Below are 23,787 nucleotides of genomic sequence, written 5' to 3' on the forward strand. Positions count from 1 at the left end.
GGAAGCCACGACTGTCTCAACACCTTCGCACTCCTTCGCAACGTGAGGTGCCAAATTATGCCAGGAGCAACCTCTCGCCTGGTCAAATAACGTGCCACATCGAATTCCTGAACTCTGCCTCAATATTCCGCCGAGATCCGGAAATCTGAAATGACAGGTCGACAAGGCCAAACGAATCTCCGTGGCCTGATTGAACAGCATTGCCGGTAAAGGCAACCCGCCTCGAGGCAGCGATGATCAACGCCTTCGCTTCGCCGCGGATGGCTAAGCCGCTTTGCCTCGGACTGAATGCGCCTGCCGCTTGAAGCGAAGCGGGAAGCCGGACGACGGGCGCCCGACGAACTCGCCGGTAGGGCATGCGATCGCTCGATTAGCCGGGCGAATCCCCGTCGGCAAACAGCGTCATCGCATCACGCGTCGCGCGCCCCAGCGGGCGTCAACGCGCTCAGCGGTCGCCCCCATCGCGGGTGCTCGCCGGCGGGCGCAGCGCTAGACGCAGATCGATCGTACCGCGGTCGGCGCCGGTCGACAGCGTGAAGCCGAGACGGCGCGCCAAGCGCTGCATGCGCAGGTTGCCTTCCAGCGTTTCGCCGCGCAACTCGGCGATTCTGCGGCTGCGGCAATAGCTCAGCAGGCGTTCGAGCAACAGGCGACCGAGTCCCTGGCCCTTGAGCGCCGAGTCGACGACGATCGCGAAGTCGGCGAATTCGCCGCTGGAATCGGTGACCGCGCGCACCTCGCCAAGCGCGCGAGCGGGCCCGTCGCCGTCGCGCTCGATCGCCACCAGCGCCATCTCGCGGTCGTAATCGATCTGCGTGAAGCGCGCCAGGCGGCCGCGCGAGATGCTGCGCACAGCGTTGAAGAAACGCATGCGCGCGTCCTCGGGCTGCAGCGAGTTGAGCAGGGCGCCGAGCGCTTCCTGGTCCTCGGGCTGAATCGGCCGCACGAGCAACGTCCGGCCGTGCCAATGCGTCAGGTGTTCGAGTTCCTTGGGATAGGGCCGGATGGCCAGCCGCCGGCGATCGATCTCGGCGCCCGAGCGCGCCAGGCCTATGCGCGCGGCCAGTGCGACGACGCCGGTGGCCTCGACATGCAGTGGGTCGAGGTCGACGCTCGCTATCGGATCGAGGTCGGTCAGCAGTTGCGACAGGCGAATCAGCGCCTGGCTGAACGCAGCCTCCAATGCGTGTCGCTCGTTCACGTCCGCGACCGCTTCGGCAAAGGCGCTGCGTTTGACCAGATCGAGCGCCAGCATCTGGTTGAGCGGCGGCAGAGCAACGACGCAGTCGCCGTCGTGCGCCTGGCCGGCGGCGCTGCGCGCGACGAAGATGAGCGGACCAAACAGGGGGTCAAGGGCAACCCCGAGGCGCAGCGCCGGGGTGCCGCTGCGGGCCGCGCTTGGCCGCAGCCGGTAGCCGCTCACGCGGCCCGCCGGCGGCTGCGCGTGCTGACGGCGGCGCAGCTCGCGCGCGGCGCGCCGCACCTCGGCCGGCGAACGAAGCCCGTCCGCCGTCTCGGCGAAGACCGCCCCGTTGGCGAGCAGCAGCGCGAGGTCGACCGGATAGCCGATCTGCTCGGCGGCGACCAGCGCGGCGTCGATGCTGGTGGCGGCCGAAGGCTCGGCGACGACGATGCCATAGGCGTTCAACAGGCGGCGCGCGCGCCGGGCCGACAGCGTTTCCTCGCCCGCCGCCAGCGCTTCGCCAAGCGTGCTGCGCGCAGCTTCGCCATCCGGCAGGAAATCGGCTGCCTGCGACGGCGGCATCTGGATCAGCAGGGCGCGATTGCGCCGGAAATTGAGCACGCCGAGGAAGGCGGCAATCGCTCTTTCCGGCGAATCGTGGCTGAGCACGCCATGTGCGGCAGCGATGCGCTGCGCTTCGAGCATCGCGCCGCCGCCGACCCAGGCGGTAAACACGTTGCGCTCGCTGGCGCGCGACACGGCGCAGATGGCCGCGGCCACCTGGTCGCTGGCCGCAAAAGGCGACGCCGAGCAGACGGTCAACACGCTATCGGTACGGCTGTCGGCAAGGACGGCGGAAAGCGCTGCCGCCCAGTCTTCCGGGCGCACGTCGGGCGGCAGCGCGAGCGGATTGCTCAGCGGCGAACGCGTCTGCAGCCGCCTCTCCAGATGGCTGAGCGTGCCCGGCGAGAGCTCGCCCAACTGGCCGCCGAGGCGAAGCAAGGTCTCGGCGGCAATGCGTCCGAGGCCGTGCCCGTTGCCGATGATGGTCAGCGTTTCGCCGCGTGGCGGGCGTACCCGCGCCATCGCCTCGACCGCTTCGAAGAGCGCGCCGAGCGTGTCGATGCTCACCCAGCCGGCCCGCCGCAGCGCCGCCTGGAAGGCATCGTCGGCGCGCCAGGGTCCGTTCGGCGGGCCGCCGGCGACCAGCCGCCGGCAATGGATGGCGACGACCGGTTTGTTGCGCGCGGCGGCACGCGCCGCCGCGAGAAACTTGCGTCCGTCGACGATTTCGTCGATCTGCACCAGGATCGAGCGGGTATCAGCGTCGGCGGCGAGCCAGTCGAGCGTATCGGCGAGGTCCACGTCGAGTCCGGCGCCGAGGTGAAGCACGGTCGAGAAGCCGATTCCGCGGCTCTCTGCACGGTCGAGAACGGCGGCGGCAATCGCCGTCGACTGGCTGACCAGGGCGATCTTTCCCGGCTTGATCGGAACCGGCGCGGCCGAGGCGTTGAGTCCGCCAGCAGGGACGACGAGTCCGCCGCTGCCTGGGCCGAGCACGCGCATCAGCCAGGGCTGTGCCGCCTGCAGGATGCCTTGGCGCGCCAGCGCGATCTGGCTGCGGCTCATCCGGTGCCACAACCACGGCCCGACGATCACGCCGCGCGTGCCGCGCGCGCCGAGTTGTCCGATGATCGCCGGCACCAGGTCGAGCGAGGCACAGACGATGGCCAGCTCAGGTGCCGTGGCAAATTCGTCGAGACGAACGTCGTCGCCGATGACAAAGTGCGAGCGCCTGTGCACGCCCAGCGAAATCAGCCTGCCGGGGAAGCCGCCGGCGGCCAGGTTGGCCAGCACCACATCGGCGTAGCGGCTGGCTTCCGCGGGTTCGGCGACCAGCGCTACCGACTTCGGGCGAAAGAGGAACTCCAGGTTGCGGACGGTCATGATGGCTCGCTTGCCCTTGTCTCAAGGCTGGCGCCGACGGCGGGCAAGGTCTGAGGATGGACCCATGATAGCCGATTGCCTGACGCAGGGTCTCAGCAGCGCGCCGCAGCAATCCGCAGCGTGGCCAGGACGACCCACCAGGCATCGCTTCTGAGCGCCTCCTGGAAGCGCGCTTCGCTCTGCTGGCGCGTTCGTCGGACCAGCGCGTCGACGCGAACGTCGAGCACTTCGCCGGGCGGCAGTTCGACCGCACGGGCCAGACGGCCGACGCAATACCCTTCGCCGTTGCGTAGCTCGCGCCGGCCGGCGAGCAGCAGGCGATCGCCCACCTTGAGTGCGGCGATCGCCCGGTGCACCGGCGCCGCCGCGTCGAAACGTCCGGCGAAACCGATATCGACCTCGCGCAGGCCCAGCGTGCAGTAGCGCAGCGCCAGAGCGGGCGGCCGCTCCACGCTTTCCGGCAGCGCGCTGCGCCGGACCAGAGGAGCCGCCAGCGACGGCGTGAACGGGTTGCCGTCGCGGCTCGCCTGGCAGAGCACGAGGTTCTCGCACGCGCGCGTCATGCCGACGTAGTAGAGGCGGCGTTCCTCCTCGTCGGCGCGCCGCCAGTCGCCGCCGTCGAGCATGACGACATGCCGGAACTCGCGCCCCTTGGCGCCGTGCACGGTGGATAGCGTCAGGCGACCGCGCTCGGCCTCGCGTGCTTCGTTGCCGAATTCGTACAAGGCCTCGCAGGCCAGGCTCGCCGGCACCGGCGAATCGCCCCAGCTCGCCTCGATTTCGTCGATGGACTGGCGCAGCAGGCGCAGCCAGGGGTTGCTCGCCGGGTCGGCGCGATGTCGCGCGGCGAACCAGCGCCCCAGCGCTCCCGAGCGCAGCAGGCGATTCGCCCGCGTGCGCAGCAGTTCGACCAGCTCCCAGCCTTCGCGCACCTGATGCAGGCGCGGCCCGCCAGCCGCCTCGCCTGGGCAAAAAGCGTAGGCGATGCCGGCGCTCTCGCACCAGGCGCGCAAGGGTTCGAGCGTCGCCCGGTTGCGTGCGAGCAGCGCGAAATCGGACCAATCGGCACGCGCGTCGAGCGCCGCCAGACGTTCGACTTCGGCGATGACGAGCACCGCCTGAGCGATCGCGTCGGGCGGTACGGCGAGTACCTGCACCTGGCCGGCGGCAAGCGGGTCGAGCGCCTGCCAGCGACCGCCCGGCGGTTCGCGCCGACGGCGGGCATCGATGCGGATCGGATGCGCGCTCTTCAGACGCTGCGCATTGCCGGCGATCACGCTGTTCGCCGCGGCGATGATGTTGGCCGTCGAGCGATGGTTGTCGACGAGAAACTCGACTTTGGCCTGGTAGTCATCCTGAAAGCGGCGAATGAAGTCGCTGCTGCTGCCGCGGAAGCTGTAGATGTTCTGGTCGTCGTCGCCGACCGCGAGAACGCTCAGCTTGCGCTCGCCGTCGGTCAGCGTCCGCCCGGCCAGCGCGCTGATCAGTTCGAACTGGCGCCGGTCGATGTCCTGGTACTCGTCGATCAGGATGTGCCGGTAGCCGGCGAGCAGGCGCTCGCGCAGTTCGTCGCTGTCGCCGACGAGCGCGAGGCTATCCGGCCGGCCCTGGAGCAGCGCCAGCGCATCTTCGAGCAACGCGTCGAAGTCGGCTTCGCGGCCGTTCTCGGCCAGGCTGCGCAAACTCGTTCCGGTCAGGCGCAAGGCCAGCGCATGATAGGTCAGCACGGTGACCCGGCTGGCATCGTTGGCGATCAGGTGGTGCAGGCGGCGGCGAATCTCGCTCGCCGCCGAGCGGTTGAAGGCGAGCACGATGATGCTTGCCGGCGCCTCACGCAGGACGCGCACGAGGTAGGCCACGCGATGCACGATGACGCGTGTCTTGCCGGCGCCCGGGCCGGCAAGGATCAGCCGGTTTTCGTCCGGCCGCTGCGCAACCAGGCGTTGCTGCAGTGGATGCCTGAGGTCTTCGACGACGCGCCGATACGATTCCTCGGTCGTCGCACGTTCGAGCATTTCCTTGCGCCCGGAAAAGTAGCGCCGAATGAAGTCGAGCTTGGGCAGCGCAAAGTAGGCGAGAACGAAGGACAGCGCATCGGAAAGCTTGTTCAGGCCAAGGCGCGCGTATTCGTTGACCGCGTGGATCTGGAAGTTCCGCTCGTCGTAGTGTTCCTTCAGCGGCGCGAAGTCGACGCTGGCGAAGCTGCGCTTTTCGCCCGGGGAGACGGTGATCGTCATCGCCGATCGAAACACCGCCTTGCCCTGATCGAGGATCAGCACATGGTTGTCGTGCAGGTAGAGCAGCCCGGCGTCGATCGCCGCGATTTCGTCCTTCAGCGCCGGGCCGTTGGCCAGATCGCGTCGCAGGAGTTCGGCCAGTTCGCCCAGCTTGACTTCGACGCGCAGGTCCACCCCACGCTGCCGCTCGTCGAGCCGGCCGAGCAGCGCGCCAAGCAGGGCCAGCGCCACTGCTCGACGGCGTTCAGCGAGTTCGCCGACGTTGCGCCAACTGCGCAGCAGACGCAGGCGGAGTAGCGAACGGCGAACGACGCGCACCTCGAACATCGCCCGCCGCGTCGCGCTGTCGTCGCCGAACGGCCGGGCAAGCGAGCGCAGGAGCGTGAGCAGCGCGTCGGGCAAAAAGCTCTGGCCAGTCCGGCAGCGCAGTTCGGCGCAGACGCCGGCGAGATTCATCTCCTGCCAGTCGCCGCTGTCGGCTTCCGGCGCGAGTTCCGGCAACAGGGCGAGCAGCGCCTTTTCCAGCGCGACGAGCTGCTGCATCCGCTCGCGCGAGCCGTCCGGCACGCCGCGCCGGAGGAGGACGGTGAGCAGCAGATCGTTGCTCAGAATGCCGAGCTGCTCGAGTTGCTGCAGCATGCGGATGCACTCTTCGCTCGTCGCGCCGAGGCCAAGCATCAGGTCGTCGGTGCTCAGCCCCTCGTCGGCGCGCGCGTTGATCAGCAAGCTGACCAGATCGGCGTACTTGCCCGCCCTCTCCGGCGACAGTCCGGCACGCACCAGGCGCTGCTGCGCTTCGGCCAGCGAAGCGACCTTCAGGCAACCGGGAAAGACGCGCGTATGGTTCTCGTTGCGCTCGACAAGCTGCGCCCGTTCGAGCCAGGCAATCGCCGTGCGCACCTTGGTATCGGCATCCGGGTTTTCCGCTTCGATCGAGGTTTCAAGTTCGTCGTCAGCCAGGATCTCGCCCGCCGTAACGACGATCTCGGCGCTCTTCGCGCGCGCCGAGTAGCGGCGCAGCGTGCGCAGGATATTGGCGATGTCCTGGCGCGACAGGCGCGAGCGCGCGGCCAAGGCAAACTGCGCCTCGACATCCTCCTCGTCGTAGAGCAGGATGCAGCGCGCCTCGCGCCGGTCGCGCCCGGCGCGACCCGCCTCCTGCAGGTAGTTCTCCAACGAACCGGGAATCTCGGCGTGCATCACCAGACGCACGTCGGGCTTGTCGACACCCATGCCGAAAGCGTTGGTGGCGACGATAACGCGCAGCGTTCCGTCGATGAAAGCACGCTGTATGTCCTGCTTCAGCCCGGCCTCGAGACCGGCATGGAAATGCGCGCTGGGCCAACCGAGATCCTTCAGATAGCCGCCGATTTCCTCGGCAGTGCGCCGGCGCGTGGTGAACACGACCGCACCGCCTTCGCCGACCGGCTGCCGGGGAGAACCGAGTTCCTGTTCGAGCAGGCGGCCGATCAGCGCCAGCTTTTCGGAGCGACAGACCGGCAAGACCTCGTAGTGCAGATTGTCGCGCTCGTGCCCACCGTCGAAGACGTCCAGCCTGCGACCGAGCGCGTCACGAAAATGCTCGACGATATCGCCCACCACTTCCTTCTTCGCCGTCGCCGTGAAACACCAGACCGGCGCCGCGCCCTGCCGTGTGCCCGCGTGCCGCTCGCGAATGAAGCGCGCAACGTAGAGGTAGTCGGGTCGAAAATCGTTGCCCCAGCGCGACAGACAATGCGCTTCGTCGAAAACCCAGGCGGCGATCTGGCGGCAGCGTATCGCCTCGGCAAACGCCCGGCTACGGAACTGCTCGGGCGAAACCAGCAGAATCCCGACGTCGCCCAGGCGCACGCGGGCGAGAACGTCGCGCCGCTCGGGCAGGGTCAGCATGCCATTCAGCGTCGCGCCGCTATAGATGCCGCTGCGCACCAGATTGTCGACCTGATCCCTCATCAGCGACTGCAGCGGCGAAACGATGATCGTCAGACCGCCCTCCTGCCAGTAGCGCGAGAGCGCCGGCAACTGATAGCAGATCGACTTGCCGCCGCCGGTCGGCAGCAGCGCGAGCAGCGATTGCCCGGCGTAGGCGGCGCGCACGATGCGCTCCTGCAGCGGCTGTCCGGCCGCGTCGCGCGGCTCGCTGCGAAATTCGGCAAAGCCGAAATAGCGTTCGAGTTCCTTCTCGGGCGCCAGATGCAGCGCGCAGTACGGGCAGGCCGGATCGGTACAGGGGCTGGCGCGCAGCTTCCGGATGACTTCGCTGACGCGCGGAAACTGCCGGTGCAGCCAGGGCGGCAGCACCGAGTTGCCGCCGCTGACGCGCAGCCAGGCGAGGACGTAGGAGAAACAGCGACCGGCTTCGACCTCGGCCAGCGCTTCTTCGGTCGCCACGGCGACTTGCTGCGGGCAGGCCTTGCCACGCGCCAGTTCAGCGACGAACTGGCGCACATCGCCCGCGGCCGGCGGCAGCGCCCGGCGCAGACTGGCGAAGAAGCTGCCGACGCCGACCTGCCCGGCGCGCGTCAGGAAGTAGTGGTGGCAGGCGAGTTCCTGCGCCGACGAGACGCCGAGCGCGGCCAGCGCGGCGTACTCGTCGAGCCACAGGCGCAGCGCCAGTTGGGCGTCGCGCAGTGGGTCGCTGGTCGCGTCGCGCACCAGGCGGTAGTCCTTGACCAGACTATGGTAGGGGTTCTGCGGAAAGGCGATCGGCGACAGTTCGAGCGTGTCGACCACCGGCAGCCGGTGCAGCGCCAGACCCGGATACAGCGCGCGCAGCACCGGCAGGTCGTGGCGGACGACATTGTGTCCGAGGACGAAGGCGGCGCCAGCGCCAAGTTCGTCGAGGCGCGCGAGCGACGAAGCCAGAGCGGCCCCCTTGACGACCAGACTGGCGCCGGTGTCCGGTCGCCAGCCGGCGAGCTTCCTGAGCTGTCGGACATCGTCGATCGCCGTTTCCAGGTCGAGGCACAGACAGCGCGGCTGCAGTGGTTGTCCGAATTCGGTCACTGCCATTCTGCCCGGCCGCGCGCCGACCGACCTTCAGCGCTTGCCAAGGCATCCACAGCACGGCCAGTCCACGGCCTTGCTCACTCGCTTGCGCCTCGCGCTCGCCGCGGACGGCGCGCTTTCGCCGGCGCGCCCCGGGTATCGTCCTCGCCCGGCGAGCTGTGCGCGAGGCGCTGGCTGGCGCCGGCGTGCGTGTCGGTCTGCGAGTTGTGCGCGTAGGTCGGCCAGTCCGGCGCGTAGTCTGCCGCCTGAGTGCCCCAGCTCGTCCAGCCGGAGCGCGCGCCACGGGCAAACAGTTCCAGGTGGGGACCCGGCGAACACGCTTCGATCAGCGAGTAAAGCTCGTCCGGTTTGCGCGAGTGCTCGCGCTTGCGGCTCCGAATGATGTTCACCTGGCTGCGTCCAGGCGCCAGCGTGCGTGCCTTGCGCCCGCGCACGCCGAAGAGGATCAGTTCGGTCGTATTGCGGAAATAGAAGCCTACCCCGCGCCCGTCGGGCTCGCCGTCCTTGCGCACCTTGTGCCAGACGAGATTGCTCTTGTAGGTGAAACCCCAGGCTGCGAGAACGCGCAGGCCTTCGGGCAGCAGCGCGTTGGGCACCCACAGGTAGAGGTGCGCCGGATCATCGACGAGGGCCGCGACCGGCAGCGTCAGAATCTCGCCCAGCGACATCGTCGAATAGCGGCTGAGACGCTTGTGCTCAGGCGCCATCTTGCCGGTACGGTTGGTGAACTGCCAGGGTGGATCGGCCAGCACCGAGCCGAACCTGCGCCCGCCGACACACTGCAACAGGTCGTGCGCAGCGTCGGGGAAACTCCCGGTCATCGTCATCACCTCTTGCCCGCGTTCGCGTTCGCGCGCGGTGCGGCAGGCGGCCCGCGTACGCCGCAGCGACAGCCGCGCGCCGCCGACTCGTCAGCCGCTCCGCCGCCGTCGCGCGCAGCCCGCGGGCAAACCGGCGTTTGGACAGGGACGGCGCCCTGCAATTGTAAAATCCGCATGATAAATCGACTTCGCCGAAACGCCCTGAGGTAAATTGCGCTGCAGGGCTGCAGTATTTTCCGGTTGGCTTCAGTTGGAGGTACGTAATGATACCGAGCACGTCGACAGCAGTGGGGGCTGAATCAGCCGAAGGTCGTTTCGATCTGGGTCGCGGCTACTGGCTGCACCTGCCGCATGGCCCACGCAGTCAGGGAGACCTGTACCACCAGGGAAGCCTGAGCAAGCGTGTCAATCTGGCCAACAAGGCGGAACGGCGAATTCTTGTCGTCGAACTGCTGCAGAAGAACCTGAACCAGACGCGTCTGGCCGAAGTGCTCAATCTGAGCCGGCAGACGCTGCACAATTACCGCGAAAGCTACCGCGTTTTCGGCGTCAGCGGCCTGCTCCACGGTTACAGTCCGAACCGCTGTGTCAGCGAGAAGATGCAAGGCCGTCTGCGCGTCGGCAAGCGTCGCGTCGCTGGTCCGGCGCGCGAGCGCGATGGCTTGCCGCCAGCCGAACTGTTCGAGAGCAACCGTGAAACGCCTCGCCCGGCAGCGCGCGATGCGGCAAGGCCCACCTTCACCCTGGAGGAATCGGCGATCGAGGATGTCCTGCGCGGCGATTCGACGGCTGCGGCAACGCCGCTTGCCGCCGACGCGACGGCCATCCACGGCGAGCCGGCGACCGCCGCCTGGCCAGCCATTGATCCACCGTACGCCGAGCGGCACGACTGGCAGGCCAGCCGCCATGCCGGCCTGTTTCCGGTCATCCTGGTCCTCGCCAGCCGACACCAGTGGTTCGCCCGTCTGCTCACGCTCTTTCCGAACAACTGGCGGATTTTCCACATATTCGTCCTGATGGCAGTGCGCGACTGGCGCAGCTTCGAGGCGATCGAACGCGAACCGGCAGAAGAGGCAGGACGACTGCTCGGCCTGCGCCGACTGCCGAGCGCGGACGGCGTCTGGCGCTGGTTCTTCGAGGCGGCAGCGGCCGAGCGGGCAAGCACCCTGCTCGACGCCGCCTTCGCAGACCGGATCAGGCGCGGGCTGGTCGGCACGCGCCTGTGGTTTACCGAAGCACATGCCCTGCCCTGCCCGGCGTCGGTCACCGATGCGTCCGGCGAGCCGCTGCCAGCGCAGACGCTGCGCGCCAATCTGGCGACCTACGACGAACGCGGACGCCTGGTCGCTTTCACGCTCGCCGAGGGCCGACACGAGTTGTCCGGGCGCATCCTGGCCCTGGTCGAGCAGGCGCGCGCGCTGTCGTTGGGCATCATGCCGGTGCAAGTCTTCGCGCAGGCCGAGGTCGACAGCGACTTCCTCGCTCGACTGGTCGACGCCGGCATCCCTTTCGTCGCGCATCAGAATCACGACGAGCAAGTCACCACGGTGCCAGAGGCGACTTTCGGCGAGCAACTGCATTTCGGCAGCACCACCTACCGGGTCGCCGAGCAGATGGTCGAACTCGCCGCGCTGGCGCCCCGCTGCGCCCCCGGCGACGGCGCGATCGGTGCGCCGGTCAGCGTTCGCCGCCTGATCTTCTGGAACCAGCGCAGCCGAGCGCGCAGCAGCGTGCTCTGCTGGGACGCCGGACTGCGCCTGTCGGCCGACCTTCTGCTTTGCGCCGCGGTGGCCCGGCAAGGCGATCCAAACATCGCCCCCGCGGCCGGCGAGCCGGGTCACTCGGGCCGCTACCGACCCGGTTTCGCCGCCGGCGAATGGACGCCGCGCGTCATCGCCAACCCGCGCTGCCGACTGCTCGCCGAGCGCATCAGCGCGACCGAGGGACACCTGGTCAAGCTGCGCAAGCAGCTTGCACTGGCCCAGCCCAGCTTCAACCAGGACGGCAGCGAACGCCAGAACAGCCGCCATCGGCGCCTGGCAGAGGCGATCAGCAGCAGCGAAGCAGCGCTGAAGCGCCTGTTGGTCGAACAGAAGAGTTTGCCCGAGCGGGTCACCGTCACGGGTTTGTGTGACTACCGTTCGCAAGCGCCGATCGACAACGAAGGCAAGATGCTGTTCGACTTCGTCACCGGCTCGGTGTGGAACGTCCGCCATCAGCTTCTCGACTGGCTGTTCGACAGCGTCGCCAACAATCTCGACCGGCGCACCGTGCTCGACACGATTCTCGCCTGCCCGGGCTGGATACGCAGCGACGAGCGGGCGGTCGTCGTGCGCTTGCCGCCGCTGCCGCAAGCCCCTTTGCGCTACGCGCAGGAGCATCTCTGCCGCAAGCTGAGCGGTCTCGGCGGGCAGTTGCCCGACGGACGCCGGCTACATCTGGAAGTCGGCGCAGCGGTCGAGTGACCCTGAACCTGTCGGGCGGCGGTTCCGCCACCCGACAGGGGGTGACCAGCGGCTCCTTCGTGGCGCGCGTTCAGCGCGCCAGACGCTTGCCGGCGAGCGGCACCGGATGAATCTGACCGGGCGGCGTGGCGAGCGAACAGCGCCCACGCCCATCTTCCTTGGCCAGGTACATCGCCCGATCAGCCGCCTGCAGCAGGTGGTGGATGTCTTCGGCGTGCAGCGGCCAGAGCGCAATGCCGACGCTGGCACCGACCTGCAGGCTGTGCTGGCCGACGAGCGCCGGCTGACTCAGGTTGGCGATGATCTTGGCACCGATGGTCATCGCCTGCTTGCTGTCGAGCACCGCTTCGACGACGACGACGAACTCGTCGCCGCCCAGACGGGCAACGGTATCTGAAACGCGTACGCAGTCCTGCAGGCGGGTAGCGATGATTTCCAGCAGGTGATCGCCGACCGCGTGTCCGTAACTATCGTTGACCGGCTTGAAGCCGTCGAGGTCGATCATCAGCAGGGCAACCATCTCGCCGCTGCGCTTGGCGCGCGCAAGAACGCGGCGCAGTTCTTCGAAAAGCAGCGCGCGATTGGCCAGCCCGGTGAGCGGATCGTGGTGCGCCAGCTTGCGTAGTTCGGCTTCGCTCTGGCGCAGGCGATCGTTCGCCTCGGCCAGTTCCAGCGTTCGCTGCATGACGCGCTGTTCAAGCGTTTTCTCCGACTGCTGCAAGGTTTCCATCGCCTGTTCCTTGGCGCGCAGCATTTCGTCATGCGCCAAGTCCATTTCCTGGCGAACGGCCAGCGTGCGCGCGGCGATTGCAAAGCTGAGCAGGAGGATCTGCAGCGCCGAACCGATCTCGACGCCGTAGTCGGTGAGCAGATTGCTCGACAGGGCGCCGGTCTCGTGCAGTCCAGCCGCCGCCACGCCGAGCAGGTGCACGATCCAGGCAATGAGGAAAAGCCCGGCTCCCGGCTGGCGCCGCGAACAGCCGAGGATGGCGCCGATCAGCGTCGTCGCGGCAACCGCAGTGCTCAGCAGGATCACGCCAATTTCTGCCCATCGATAAACATTGCTGATTGCTGCCAGTGCTGCAACGAGGAAACCGGCTTGCTGCCATTGCAACAGGCGATCGAGCCCGGGCGCTGTCCGGCGCGTTTGCAGAAAGACCCGCACGAAGACTGCGCCGGTAACACCAGCCAGGCAGAGACCTATCGTCGGAGCGAGGTTCCCCCATTCGGGCCATTCCGGCCACAGGTACTGATTGCCCAGGCCGCGCATCGACACCTCGGCAAACCAGCGCGCAACCAGGAAGGCGACGTACGCCAGACTGACCGGGTCGCGCTGAGCACAGCCGGGAAGCATGTGGTAAATGGCCAGTGCGAGGAGCCCGCCGAGGTAAGCGGCGAGCAGCGAATAGCTTGCCTGATCGCTCGCCAGCAGGGCGTGCGGCGCCCAGAGGGTGAGCGGAATGTGCAGGTTGCCCTCGGAAGCGACGCGCAAATAGAGGCTTTGCTCACCGCCGGGAGAAAGAACCAGCGGAAAAACGAAGTTGCGGTGGGCGTACGGGCGAGCCGCAAATGCTGTCCGATCGCCCCCGTCGAGACGCGCGAAGCCGCTGTTGTGACGAAGGAACAGCGTTACGTAGTCGAGCGAAGGCTGGTCCACCTCGAGCCGCCATGACGACGGCGCGCCGGGCGGCGGAAGCAGCCGCACGCGCAGCCAATACGTTGCGTCGGAGTAACCGAAGTTGAGTTCGCCGCGCCCGGCAACGGGCCGGAAGCGGGCGGCAATATCCGGACGCTCGACATCGGCAATGTTCAAAGACCCGTCAGCATCTTCCAGAACCTCGACGAAGGGACGCAGCGAAAGCGATGTGGTTGCGGAAGTCAGTTGCACCGCCTGCGCCCACACCCCCCCGGAAGCCGCAGCAGTCAGCAGGGCCAGGAGTAGAAGAAATAGATGCGCTAAAGGCATTGATAAGTTCAGTTGGGCCCCCGTTCCATCCTCGATTATAGTGTACGGTCGATGCTGCAACCTAAGTCTGGCACGCGTCGACCGGCCTTCCGGCGCGCAAACGCTTTGGTCGTTGGAGAAAAGGGATTTTATGCGTGTGCAAAGCCTATTGATTGGTCTTATCGTCGCCAGCGCTGCCGTTTGGGCGGAAACGCCAGCCCCGCCGCCAATTCCGCAGACGCTTGACGAAGCCGCCGCACAGAAGGCGCGCGCCGCCGAACTGCGTGCTGAAGCCGATCGCCGCCTGCGCGCCGACGAGGATCTCTGCCAGCGCAAGCTGCTCGTCGCCGATTGCCTGAGCGCCGCGCGCAAGCGCCACACCGTCTTGGTCGTCGAAGCACGCAAGCTGGAGCAACCGGCGCGCGACTTCGAGCGTGAAGCCCGGCGGCAGGATCTGGCGGCCAAGGAAGCGCAGCGCGCCGCCGACCAGAACGCACGCGCAATCGAAAACCGGGAGAGTGGCGAACGCTATCGTGCCGAAGAAGCGGCGAAAGCGAGCGAACGCGAGCAGAAGATCGCCGAAAAGGCAAGGAAAGCCGAACAGGGGCGCCGCAAGCTGGCGGCCGAGCAAGCGCGTCGCCAGGCCAAACAGGAGCGGCGCGCGCGTCAGGACGCCGAACGCCAGGCAAAGCAGGCGGCGCGCGCGGCGAACAAACCCGACGCCGGCACGCCGCCGCGCTGAGCATCGGGCCGCCGGCGTTGCCGCGCTCAGTCGCCTTTCTTCGGCGGCAGGAAGAAACCGCGCGGATGGCGCAGGAAATAACCGAAAACCGCGCGCGCCAGCGGCCACCACTCGCCGTCCGGCACCTGACGTGAACGCAGGGCGACGGTCAGCGCCAGCGCGAAACTGACTGAGAGGTTGAGCAGGCCGATCGCCGCGACGCCGAGTACGGCCCAGGCGAACAACCAGGGGTCGGGTGAAAAATCGAGACCGACGAAACCGATCCCGACGAAAGCCGACGAGAAGGCGACGTGCCGAATGTCGATCGGCAAACCGACCAGGACGCCGAAGAGCGTCGTTCCCCCGAGCAGAAAGCCGAACAGCAGGTTGCCCGAGAGCGCGCCCAGATTGGCGCCGATATACGCCGCGACGCGCCGCATGCGCGCCTCACCGAAGACGCGTCGGGCCCAGGCGAGCTGCCGGATGCGCTCGGGAATCCGGTTGTACGCGGCGTAGTTGTCGTAATAGCCGCTGAGCAGGCCGGAAACGAACAGGCAGACGCCGGCAATCGCCGCGTAGAAGACGGCGCCGCTGTGCACCAGGTTCTGTTCTTCCAGCAGGTGCAGCGACTTTTCCGCATCGGTGAACGCTTCGCCGGTGAGCGACACGACGGCAAAGGCGAGTAGCCCGGCGAGCGGAACAGCAATGCCGACATTGCCCAGAATGGCGACCAGTTGGCTGCGACACATGCGGGCGATCAGCTCGCTCAAGCGCTCGAGCTCGCGCAACCTCCCGCCAGTCTGGCTGATCGTCGTGGCGATCGCATTCGCGGTCATCGCCGGCTGCTTGGTCGCCACCGTGCCGTGCAGGATGTGGATCAGGCAGAAACCCAGCCCATAGTTCAGGCAGAAGCTCAGCGCGCCGACCAGCGGCGGCATGTGCGCCTTGACCAGCAGGATCTTGAAACAGGCCATGCAGGCAATGACCACGCCGCCGATCATCGCCGAACGCGCCATCGCCCAATATTCCTGGCGCGACTCGGTGATGTAGTGTTCGCCGTGGTGGTTGGCGTTGTCGGTGACGCGCAGGGCGATCAACTCGGTATTCTGCCGCCAATGGCGGAACAGGTTGTTGCGCAGGCACTCATCGTGCACGAGCTGGGTGAACAGCGTCACCATCGACGGGTACGCGCCGATTCCGCCGGGGTCCCTCTGCAGGCCGGCGAGGATGTCGAGCAACTGTTCGCAGCGCTTGAGCAACTGGCGCAGGCGCTGCAGGTTGTAGGTCAGCGCGATGCTCGTCCCGTTCCTCGCCGCATTGCGCCGGACACGCTCGATCACCTCGCGGCACTGGCTGAACAGCACGCGCAAGTGGCGATCATCGGTGTCTTCGCCGAGCGCCTGACCCCAGCGCTGCGGGTAAAGCTCGATATAGGCCGCCATTTCGCTGTTCTGCGCGACGAAAGGCGACTCGCGCGTCTCGAGCGCCGGTTCCAGCCGCAGCAGTTCCGGCTCCATACCGCAGGCAACGATCCAGTAGGAGAGCACGCGCAGCGAGCGCAGCAACTCGCCCAACGGATGCGGCAAAGTGGCGCTCGCCGGCAATTCGTCGAAGCGCACGGCGCAGAAGAGTTCCTCCCAGACGGCTGCACCGACGCCGGTCACCCAGTGGCGGTCGCTCGGCCGATCGAAGCTGCGGCGCAGCACGCTGCGCAGCAGACCGGGGTCGAGCACCTCGGGCAGCAGCTTGTGGCCGATCCGCTGCAGGCTTTCGGCAACGAAACCGGTGTTCGGCAGGATTCCGGTCGAGGTGTACAGTTCCGAATGGCGATGGCTCATCGCCAACTGAATGAGGCTGTTGCGTAGCGCAGCGCGCAGTTCGGGGCGCGCGCCAAGCAGGTAGCACAAGGCCTGCAGATTCCGTTTCGCCGTCTTGTAATCCTTCGGATCAGCCGGCCGGATTTCGCCGACCAGTTGCACCAGCACGTCCGTCACTTCAGCCGGCGTGCCGCGGCAGCCGGCAAGGATCTCTTCCAGGTTCACGACGTTTTCTCCGCGCAGCGACGAAGCGGCCTCGCTCGTCGATTACAATCGGCGGAATCTTAACAAAGTATCGTGCCGCCCGCCGCTGGCGGCAGCAGGCAGCCCATGATCATCGTCCTCTCGCCCGCCAAGACGCTCGACTATCGGACTGCGCCGACGGTCGCCGAGCATACTCAGGCGCAGTTCCTCGACCAGTCGCAGTTGCTCATCGACCGCCTGCGCCAACTGACCCCGGCCGAACTCGCCAGTCGGCTGAAGATCAGCGATTCGCTGGCCATGCTCAACAGCACGCGGCATGCCGAATGGCAGCTCCCGTGCACGCCGGAAAACGCCAAGCAAGCCGTCCTCGCCTTCAACGGCGACGTCTACGAGGGTCTGGACGCGAGCAGCCTGTCGCTCGCCGACCTGCAGTTTGCCCAGCGACACCTGCGCATCCTGTCCGGCCTCTACGGCCTGCTCCGGCCGCTCGACCTGATGCAGCCCTACCGGCTCGAAATGGGAACGCGGCTGTCCAACCCGCGCGGCAAGGACCTTTACGCCTTCTGGGGCGAGCGCATCGGCGAAGCGCTGGCGCAAGCGCTGCGCGCAGAAGCCGCCAGCGCGCTGATCAATCTCGCCTCGGAAGAGTATTTCAAGGCGGTCAGCCGCCGATCTCTGCCGGTCCCGGTGATCCAGCCGGTCTTCGAGGACTGGAGCGGCGGCCGCTTTCGCGTCATCAGCTTCTGGGCGAAACGGGCGCGCGGACTGATGGCGCGCTTCGCGATTCGTAACCGCGTGCACGAACCCGCCGGCCTGCAGGACTTCGCGGCCGAAGGCTACAGCTTCGTACACGCCGCGTCGGACGACACGGTCTGGGTCTACCGCCGGCGCCGCGAGTAAATGGCGGCCCGACCGATGAGCGCGCGCCGCGCCTCAGCCGACGGCGAGCAGCGCGCTGACGTGTTCGGCGATCGCCAGACACGCGGTCAGCCCGGGCGACTCGAGGCCGAACAGGTTGACCAATCCGTCAACGCCGTGTTCGGCCGGACCCTGGATCAGGAAATCCGCCGCCGGCTGCGTGCGTGCGCCGAGCTTCGGCCGGATTCCGGCGTAGGCCGGCGCCAGCGCGCCATCCGGCAACGCCGGCCAGTAGCGGCGAATCTCGCGGTAGAAGGCCGCCCCGCGCGCCGGGTCGACGCGATAGTCGAAAGCGGGAGGCGGCGCGCTGGCGGGTGCCTCGGGCAACCACTCGACATCCGGCCCGAAGCGCGCCTGTCCGGCCAGATCGAGCGTCAGATGAACGCCGAGCCCACCGCTTTCCGGCAAGGGATAGATCAGACGCGAGAACGGCGCCGGCCGCTGCAGACTGAAATAGTTTCCCTTCGCATAGCCATTGAACGGCAGGCAACGCGGCGGAAAACCGCTCAGCGTCCGGGCAAAGTGCGTCGCCGACAGACCGGCGGCGTTGATCACGATTTCCGCGCGCAGGCGCAGCGGTTCGGCGCCGCCGACAGCGAGAACGATTCCACTCGCGTCTACCGTCCCGCCAACGACCGGCGAGCGCAGCACGAGCAGCGCCCCGTGCCGCTCGGCGTCGGCGAGCAAGGCGAGCATCAGCGCGTGGCTGTCGACGATGCCGGTCGACGGCGAGTGCAGCGCCGCACAACAGGCCAATTCGGGTTCGAGCGCGCGCGCCTCGCGGCCGCTCAGCAGGCGCAAGTCGGCAACGCCGTTGGCCTGGCCCTGGGCGCGCAGCGCGTGCAGCCGGGCGAGCTGCGCATTCGCCGTCGCCACGACCAGCTTGCCGCAGCGCCGGTGCGCCACCGCGTTCTCCGCACAGAACTCGTAGAGCTGCCGCTGGCCGGCGACGCACAGACGAGCTTTCAGCGAATCCTGCGCGTAGTACAGACCGGCGTGGATCACCTCGCTGTTGCGGCTGCTCGTTTCCAGACCGAAAGCCTCGTTGCGCTCGATGATCAGCGTTTCGCGGCCGCGCCGCGCGAGCGCACGCGCGCACGCCAGACCGATCACCCCGGCCCCGATGACGACTGCTGCAAGCTTCTCCATGCGCACCTCCGGCAGACGGCACGATTCTACCGGACGCCGCTGTCGCCTCCCAGCGTGGCGCTGCCGTACACGCGTTGCAATCCCGGCTGAGGCTAAAGCCGGCGCCCGATTTTCCGTGAATACAACGATCAGCAGCAACTTCCGGAGTCAAGATGCATCCTCAGTGCAAGTTTCCCGCCGTCCTCGTGCTCGCTGCGCTCTTCCCGGCGACGGCTGGCGCAGCGTGGCAGGTGATCTCGGCCGAACCCGGCAAACGCGTCGAGATCGACCGCGCCAGCATCCGCAAGGAAGCCAACGGCAAGACGATCGCCGAGGGCCGGATCATCCTCGACAAGCCGATCATCGACGCCAAGACCTCGTCTTCGTATCGCATCGTGCAGGCGCTCAATCGCTACGACTGCGCGCTGCGCACCTACAGCACGCTGAAGCGGACCTACTTCAAGGAGGAAGGTCAGTTCCTGCGCGAGGACGAAGTCAAGGTGCAGGTCGAAATGCCAGTGCGCAGCGGCATGCTCGACGACAAGCTGCTACGCGAAGTCTGCCGCCCGAAACCGGGTCCGGAAGCCGCCGCTGCCGCCAGCCGCACGGCCGACAAGGTCAACGAGGCGGCCGGCGAGCTGCGCAAGGCCAACGAAGCGCTGCTGCAGAAGGACGTGCGGCGCGCCAATCTGCCGACGCCGGCGACCGAAAAACCTGAACGCGAGGCGAAAGCAGCGGGCGAAACCGCCGCGCCCGCGCAATCGGCTCCACCGACGCCACCCACGCCAACGGCCCAGCCCACGCCGGCCGCCCGGCCGCCCGCAGCGGCAGCGCAGGCGCGCGCCGTGCATCCCGCACGGCCGGCAATCCGCGCACCGCGCGTCCTCGCCGCGCGCCCCGACGACGAGCCGCCCGCCGCCACGCCGACCTACACGCGCATTCCCTGGGCCTACTCAGGTGAAGGCGGGCCCGACAACTGGGGCCGGCTGAAACCCGAATACGCCACCTGCGCCAACGGCCGCCGACAATCGCCGATCGACATTCGCGACGGTTTCCGCGTCGACCTCGAAACGCTGCAGTTCACCTACCGGCCGTCGCAGTTTCGCGTCATCGACGACGGGCGCACGATCCAGGTCCAGGTCAGCGGCAACAGCATCGGCTTGCTCGGCAAGACCTACGAACTCGTCGAGTTCCATTTCCACCGCCCGTCGGAAGAGCGCGTCGACGGCAAGTCATTCGACATGGTCGCCCACCTGGTGCACAAGTCGGCCGACGACAAGCTCGCGATCGTCGCGGTCCTGCTCGAAAAAGGGATGGAAAACCCGCTCATCCAGACGATCTGGAACAACCTGCCGCTGGAAAGGAACGAGTACGTCACGCCACCCGGAATCAGCATCGACCTGACGCAACTGCTGCCGACCGAGCACGGCTACTACACCTACATGGGCTCGCTCAGCACACCGCCGTGCACCGAAGGCGTCCTCTGGCTCGTCCTCAAGCAGCCGCAACAAATCTCGCCCGAACAACTGGCCATCTTCGCCCGCCTCTACCCGCACAATGCACGCCCGATCCAGGCGAGTTCGGGGCGCATGATCAAGGAATCGCGCTGACCCGGGCGCGCCGAGCGGCGCGTCCCGCCTGAGGCGCGCCAGGCGCGCCCAGTTCCGCTTCTTGATGCCGTCTCTGCCTATTCCCGCTTCTGCGCGGCCGCCTGCAGGCGCCGACGGACGTAGGCGATATGCTCCTGCGCAGCGCGCCGCGCCGCTTCCGGTTGCCGCTCGCCGATCGCCTGCGCGATCGCCTGATGTTGCGCCATCAGCTCGCGGCGGGTTTCCGGGCTGACAGCGATTTCCTTCAAAGTCCGCCGCACGTGCTCGTGCAGCAGGCGCATGACGCTGCCCACCAGATGCGCATACAGCACGTTGTGCGCCGTCTCGGCGATCGTCAGGTGAAAACCGACATCGGCCGCCACCTGCTCGCTCCGATTGTTGCCAGCGTAGGCCAGATCGAGCCGCGCGTAAGCCTGCGCCAGCCGTTGCAGATCATCGTCGGTCGCGCGCTGCGCGGCCAGCTCGGCGGCCGACGATTCGAGCAGCAGGCGAAACTCGAGCACGTCCTCGTGCAGCGCTGGATGCTGCTCGAGCAGCGGTTGCCAGGGGTCGCTGAAACTCGCCGCCAGGCGATCGGTCACGTAGGTTCCGCCGCCATGCCGGCTGACCAGCAGTTCGCGCGAAACCAGCCGCTTGATCGCCTCGCGCAGCGACGGGCGCGAAACGCCGAACTCCAGCGCCAGTTCGCGCTCGGCCGGCAGGCGCTCGCCCGGCTTCAGCGTCCCGTCGAGGATGCGCGCTTCGAGCTGATGAGCGATCGCGTCGGGAATGCGCGGCAGATTGAGCTTGACATGACGCATTCGGGGCAATGCTCGGAGCGGATCGACGAGGAATTGAGGAGAGAGCGCGGAGTGACCGGCGAATGACGGATTCCGGCCGACGGCAGCCCGCAGTATCGCAGGAAAGCCGCATGCTCACCAGTTCGCCGCAGCGCCACAGCGCTCCGCTACCCGGACGGCGCTGCACGCCGGCCGAAAAATGCAGGCGATGTGTGCAATAGCGCACAGACCCCGATCGCCATCCGGCCGACAATGCGCTCGAGTGCTTAGCGGCCACCACCTCCCTCCCCCCCCTCGCCAGGCGCTTGCAGTACCGGCCCGGCAACGGCTCCCCCACCGTTCCGGGCCATTTTCGTCGACCCGCGCGCCGCTTGCGCGCGATCCGCCGGCTCCCGCTGACCGAGCGGGCGATTGACAAGGCGCGCGCTCCTCGCTAATGTACCGGAAAGTGGTCTTACCACTTTTTGACGTTCGCCTTTCCGTCGCATCTTTCCGTCGCATTCGCGCAGAGGAGCCAGTCATGGACGCAGCGGGCAGCCGGCACTATCCGGACAAACCGGACAAGGTGTATCTCTTCGGAACGTGTCTGATCGATCTCTTCTGGCCGCAGGCCGGCCTCGACGCCGTCCGCCTGCTCGAACGCGAAGGCATCGAGGTCATCTACCCGGCCGATCAGACGTGCTGCGGACAGCCGGCGCACAGCAGCGGCTTCCCCGAGCAGAGCCGCGCCGTCGCGCTCGCCCAACTGGCGCTGTTTCCCGAGCCGTGGCCGGTCGTCGTCCCCTCGGGCTCGTGCGCCGGAATGATGCGCCAGCACTATCCAGACCTTTTCGCCGACGACGCGCAGCACCTGGCGCAAGCGCGCGCGCTCGCCGAACGCGTCTTCGAACTGAGCGAGTTCCTCGTCCATGTCGCGCGCGTCCGGCTGACCGACCTTGGCCCGGCAACGCGCGTCGCCGTGCACACCTCGTGCGCCGCGCGTCGCCAGATGGGAACGCACGCGCACGCCGGCGCGCTGCTCGCCCAACTCAGCCGGGTCGAAGTCGCCGTACACGAGCACGAAGCCGAATGCTGCGGTTTCGGCGGCACCTTCTCGCTCAAACACCCGGCAATCTCGGCCGCGATGGCCGCCGACAAGGTCGAAGCGATCGCCCAGACCGGCGCCGACGCGCTGCTTTCGGCCGACTGCGGCTGCCTGCTCAACCTGACGCACACGATCGAGAAGGAAGGCCGGCGGCTGCCCGGCGAGCACCTGGCCAGCTTCCTCTGGCAACGCACCGCCGACGAAGGAGGAAAAGCATGAGCGCACGCGACAACATCCTGCAGCGTCTGCGCGCCGCCGGCAGCACTCGGCAGCCGCTCGAACCCGACATCGAAGGCTTCTACGCCGCCGCCAAAGCCACCCGGCCCGCTTCGACGCGCGCCGCGCGCATCGCGCTATTCTGCGAGAAAATGGCTTTCTGGCGTGGCGAGGTCGTACGCGTGACGCGCGACACCTGGCCGGAAAAGCTGCTCGAACTGTGCTGCGCGAAAGGAATCAACAGCGTGCTCTACGGCGAGCACAGCGAGCACGCGGCGGCACTGCAGGCCGCCGGAATCAGCGGCCTGCAGCCCTACGCGCGGCCGATCGACGACTGGAAAGGCGAACTGTTCAGCGAGATCGACGCCGGCTTCACCTCGACGCGCGGCGGCATCGCCGAAACCGGCACGCTGATCCTCTGGCCGGACAACCGCGAACCCCGCCTGCTCTCGCTCGTCCCACCGATCCACTTTGCACTGCTCGACGCCGACAAGCTCTACGACCGCTTTTTCGACGCGATCAGCGAACAAGGCTGGAGCGCCGGCCTGCCGACCAACGCGCTGCTCGTCTCCGGACCCTCGAAAACGGCCGACATCCAGGTCACGCTCGCCTACGGCGCGCACGGCCCGAAGGAGCTGATCGTCCTCCTGCTGGTCAACCCGGGAGAAGTGCAATGAGCGCCACGCACGAATTGAAGTTCGTCCCCGCCAGCGAGTTCCGCGAGCGCTCAGCTACCGCCGTCGGCGACGCGCACCTGCGGCAAAGCTTCCGCGCCGCGATGGATTTCCTGATCGCGCGCCGCGCTGCGCAGTTTCCCGACCTCGCCGCGCTCGAACAGCAGCGCCGCCTGGCCGAACAGATCCGCCAATACACGCTGGCTCGCCTGCCCGATCTGCTCGAACAGCTCGAGCGCAAGCTCACCGCCAACGGTGTCCAGGTGCATTGGGCCGAAACGCCGGCGCAAGCCAACGCGATCATCGTCGACATCGCCCGCCGCCACTCGACGCGCCTCGTCGTCAAGGGCAAGTCGATGGTCAGCGAGGAAGTCGAACTCAACCATGCGCTCGCCGCCGCCGGAATCGAAGCGCTGGAAAGCGACATGGGCGAGTACATCGTCCAGCTCGACGGCGAAAAACCCTCGCACATCATCATGCCGGCGATCCACAAGACGAAACAGCAGATCGCCCGCCTCTTCGCCGCCAAGGTGCCGGGCGCCCGCTATACCGAATCGGTCGACGAACTGATCGGCATCGGCCGCGCCGTCCTGCGCGAAAAGTTCCGCGCCGCCGAAGTCGGCCTTTCCGGCGTCAACTTCGCCGTCGCCGAAACCGGCACGCTGTGTCTGGTCGAAAACGAAGGCAACGGCCGCATGTGCACGACCGTTCCCGACGTGCATATCGCGATCACCGGCATCGAAAAGGTCGTCGAAAAGCTCGCCCACGTGCCGCCGCTCTTCGGCCTCTTGACACGCTCGGCGACCGGTCAGGCGATCACCACCTACTTCAACCTGATCAGCGGCCCGCGCAAACCGGGCGAGAAGGACGGCCCGCGCGAGCTGCACCTCGTCCTCGTCGACAATGGCCGCACGCAGGCCTACCGCGACGAACAGATGCGCGCGACGCTGCAGTGCATCCGCTGCGGCGCGTGCATGAACCATTGCCCGGTCTACACGCGCATCGGCGGGCACGCCTACGGAACGACCT

Annotated in this window: 14 protein-coding genes; 7 read left to right on the forward strand and 7 right to left on the reverse strand. The window is 67.5% G+C overall.

What is annotated here, in order from left to right:
- Positions 1-445: 445 nt before the first annotated feature.
- From Q1L59_RS07670 to Q1L59_RS07680, 3 genes are all read right to left on the reverse strand, one after another.
- On the reverse strand, positions 446-3,130 hold the full coding sequence (locus Q1L59_RS07670; protein WP_300330387.1) for a bifunctional acetate--CoA ligase family protein/GNAT family N-acetyltransferase: 2,685 nt from the start codon (positions 3,128-3,130) through the stop codon (positions 446-448).
- Positions 3,131-3,222: 92 nt separating this feature from the next.
- On the reverse strand, positions 3,223-8,379 hold the full coding sequence (locus tag Q1L59_RS07675; RefSeq protein WP_300330390.1) for a RecQ family ATP-dependent DNA helicase: 5,157 nt from the start codon (positions 8,377-8,379) through the stop codon (positions 3,223-3,225).
- Between the two features lie 74 nt (positions 8,380-8,453).
- Positions 8,454-9,197 carry an MT-A70 family methyltransferase gene (locus tag Q1L59_RS07680; RefSeq protein ID WP_300330393.1) on the reverse strand — a complete coding sequence of 248 codons (744 nt, stop codon included), beginning with the start codon at positions 9,195-9,197 and terminating at the stop codon, positions 8,454-8,456.
- 263 nt (positions 9,198-9,460) lie between these two features.
- Between Q1L59_RS07680 and Q1L59_RS07685 the strand changes: the two genes are divergently transcribed.
- The gene (locus Q1L59_RS07685; protein WP_300330395.1) at positions 9,461-11,662 is read left to right on the forward strand and encodes a hypothetical protein; all 2,202 of its coding nucleotides are present in this window, start codon (positions 9,461-9,463) and stop codon (positions 11,660-11,662) included.
- 70 nt (positions 11,663-11,732) lie between these two features.
- Here the strand turns inward: Q1L59_RS07685 and Q1L59_RS07690 are convergent, their stop codons facing one another.
- Positions 11,733-13,628: a diguanylate cyclase gene (locus Q1L59_RS07690; protein ID WP_300330398.1), complete on the reverse strand. Its 1,896-nt coding sequence runs from the start codon at positions 13,626-13,628 to the stop codon at positions 11,733-11,735.
- Positions 13,629-13,758: 130 nt separating this feature from the next.
- Between Q1L59_RS07690 and Q1L59_RS07695 the strand changes: the two genes are divergently transcribed.
- The gene (locus Q1L59_RS07695) at positions 13,759-14,349 is read left to right on the forward strand and encodes a hypothetical protein (RefSeq protein ID WP_300330401.1); all 591 of its coding nucleotides are present in this window, start codon (positions 13,759-13,761) and stop codon (positions 14,347-14,349) included.
- Between the two features lie 26 nt (positions 14,350-14,375).
- Here the strand turns inward: Q1L59_RS07695 and Q1L59_RS07700 are convergent, their stop codons facing one another.
- Positions 14,376-16,370: a site-specific recombinase gene (locus tag Q1L59_RS07700; RefSeq protein ID WP_300330404.1), complete on the reverse strand. Its 1,995-nt coding sequence runs from the start codon at positions 16,368-16,370 to the stop codon at positions 14,376-14,378.
- Between the two features lie 105 nt (positions 16,371-16,475).
- Between Q1L59_RS07700 and yaaA the strand changes: the two genes are divergently transcribed.
- Positions 16,476-17,249, forward strand: a complete 774-nt coding sequence (yaaA, locus tag Q1L59_RS07705) for a peroxide stress protein YaaA (protein WP_300330406.1) — start codon at positions 16,476-16,478, stop codon at positions 17,247-17,249.
- A gap of 33 nt (positions 17,250-17,282) precedes the next feature.
- On the opposite strand, the gene Q1L59_RS07710 is transcribed toward yaaA, so the two are convergent.
- Positions 17,283-18,554, reverse strand: coding sequence for an NAD(P)/FAD-dependent oxidoreductase (locus Q1L59_RS07710; RefSeq protein ID WP_366145632.1), 1,272 nt, complete (start codon positions 18,552-18,554; stop codon positions 17,283-17,285).
- A 14-nt stretch (positions 18,555-18,568) separates the two neighbouring features.
- On the opposite strand from Q1L59_RS07710, the gene Q1L59_RS07715 reads away from it, so the two are divergent.
- The gene (locus tag Q1L59_RS07715; RefSeq protein ID WP_300330412.1) at positions 18,569-20,005 is read left to right on the forward strand and encodes a carbonic anhydrase family protein; all 1,437 of its coding nucleotides are present in this window, start codon (positions 18,569-18,571) and stop codon (positions 20,003-20,005) included.
- 77 nt (positions 20,006-20,082) lie between these two features.
- Here the strand turns inward: Q1L59_RS07715 and Q1L59_RS07720 are convergent, their stop codons facing one another.
- The gene (locus Q1L59_RS07720) at positions 20,083-20,805 is read right to left on the reverse strand and encodes an FCD domain-containing protein (protein ID WP_300330415.1); all 723 of its coding nucleotides are present in this window, start codon (positions 20,803-20,805) and stop codon (positions 20,083-20,085) included.
- Between the two features lie 499 nt (positions 20,806-21,304).
- Between Q1L59_RS07720 and Q1L59_RS07725 the strand changes: the two genes are divergently transcribed.
- The 3 genes from Q1L59_RS07725 to Q1L59_RS07735 all read left to right on the forward strand — a co-directional run.
- The gene (locus Q1L59_RS07725) at positions 21,305-22,087 is read left to right on the forward strand and encodes a (Fe-S)-binding protein (RefSeq protein ID WP_300330418.1); all 783 of its coding nucleotides are present in this window, start codon (positions 21,305-21,307) and stop codon (positions 22,085-22,087) included.
- A complete protein-coding gene (locus tag Q1L59_RS07730; RefSeq protein WP_300330421.1) occupies positions 22,084-22,761 on the forward strand; it encodes a lactate utilization protein in 678 nt (225 codons plus the stop codon). The genes Q1L59_RS07725 and Q1L59_RS07730 overlap by 4 nt, the downstream gene beginning before the upstream one ends.
- A partial coding sequence (locus tag Q1L59_RS07735; RefSeq protein WP_300330423.1) for a lactate utilization protein B occupies positions 22,758-23,787 on the forward strand: 1,030 nt, incomplete at its 3' end. The genes Q1L59_RS07730 and Q1L59_RS07735, both read left to right, overlap by 4 nt.

The organism is Accumulibacter sp. (genome assembly GCF_029255125.1).
Classification (GTDB): Bacteria; Pseudomonadota; Gammaproteobacteria; order Burkholderiales; family Rhodocyclaceae; genus Accumulibacter.

Bases quoted from the DNA above. Each gene is read 5' to 3' on its own strand.
- Q1L59_RS07725 (WP_300330418.1), top strand. From the start codon at position 21,305: ATGGACGCAGCGGGCAGCCGGCACTATCCGGACAAACCGGACAAGGTG.
- Q1L59_RS07680 (WP_300330393.1), bottom strand. From the start codon at position 9,197: ATGACCGGGAGTTTCCCCGACGCTGCGCACGACCTGTTGCAGTGTGTC.
- Q1L59_RS07720 (WP_300330415.1), bottom strand. From the start codon at position 20,805: ATGCGTCATGTCAAGCTCAATCTGCCGCGCATTCCCGACGCGATCGCT.
- Q1L59_RS07730 (WP_300330421.1), top strand. From the start codon at position 22,084: ATGAGCGCACGCGACAACATCCTGCAGCGTCTGCGCGCCGCCGGCAGC.
- yaaA (WP_300330406.1), top strand. From the start codon at position 16,476: ATGATCATCGTCCTCTCGCCCGCCAAGACGCTCGACTATCGGACTGCG.
- Q1L59_RS07670 (WP_300330387.1), bottom strand. From the start codon at position 3,130: ATGACCGTCCGCAACCTGGAGTTCCTCTTTCGCCCGAAGTCGGTAGCG.
- Q1L59_RS07685 (WP_300330395.1), top strand. From the start codon at position 9,461: ATGATACCGAGCACGTCGACAGCAGTGGGGGCTGAATCAGCCGAAGGT.
- Q1L59_RS07695 (WP_300330401.1), top strand. From the start codon at position 13,759: ATGCGTGTGCAAAGCCTATTGATTGGTCTTATCGTCGCCAGCGCTGCC.
- Q1L59_RS07675 (WP_300330390.1), bottom strand. From the start codon at position 8,379: ATGGCAGTGACCGAATTCGGACAACCACTGCAGCCGCGCTGTCTGTGC.
- Q1L59_RS07715 (WP_300330412.1), top strand. From the start codon at position 18,569: ATGCATCCTCAGTGCAAGTTTCCCGCCGTCCTCGTGCTCGCTGCGCTC.
- Q1L59_RS07690 (WP_300330398.1), bottom strand. From the start codon at position 13,628: ATGCCTTTAGCGCATCTATTTCTTCTACTCCTGGCCCTGCTGACTGCT.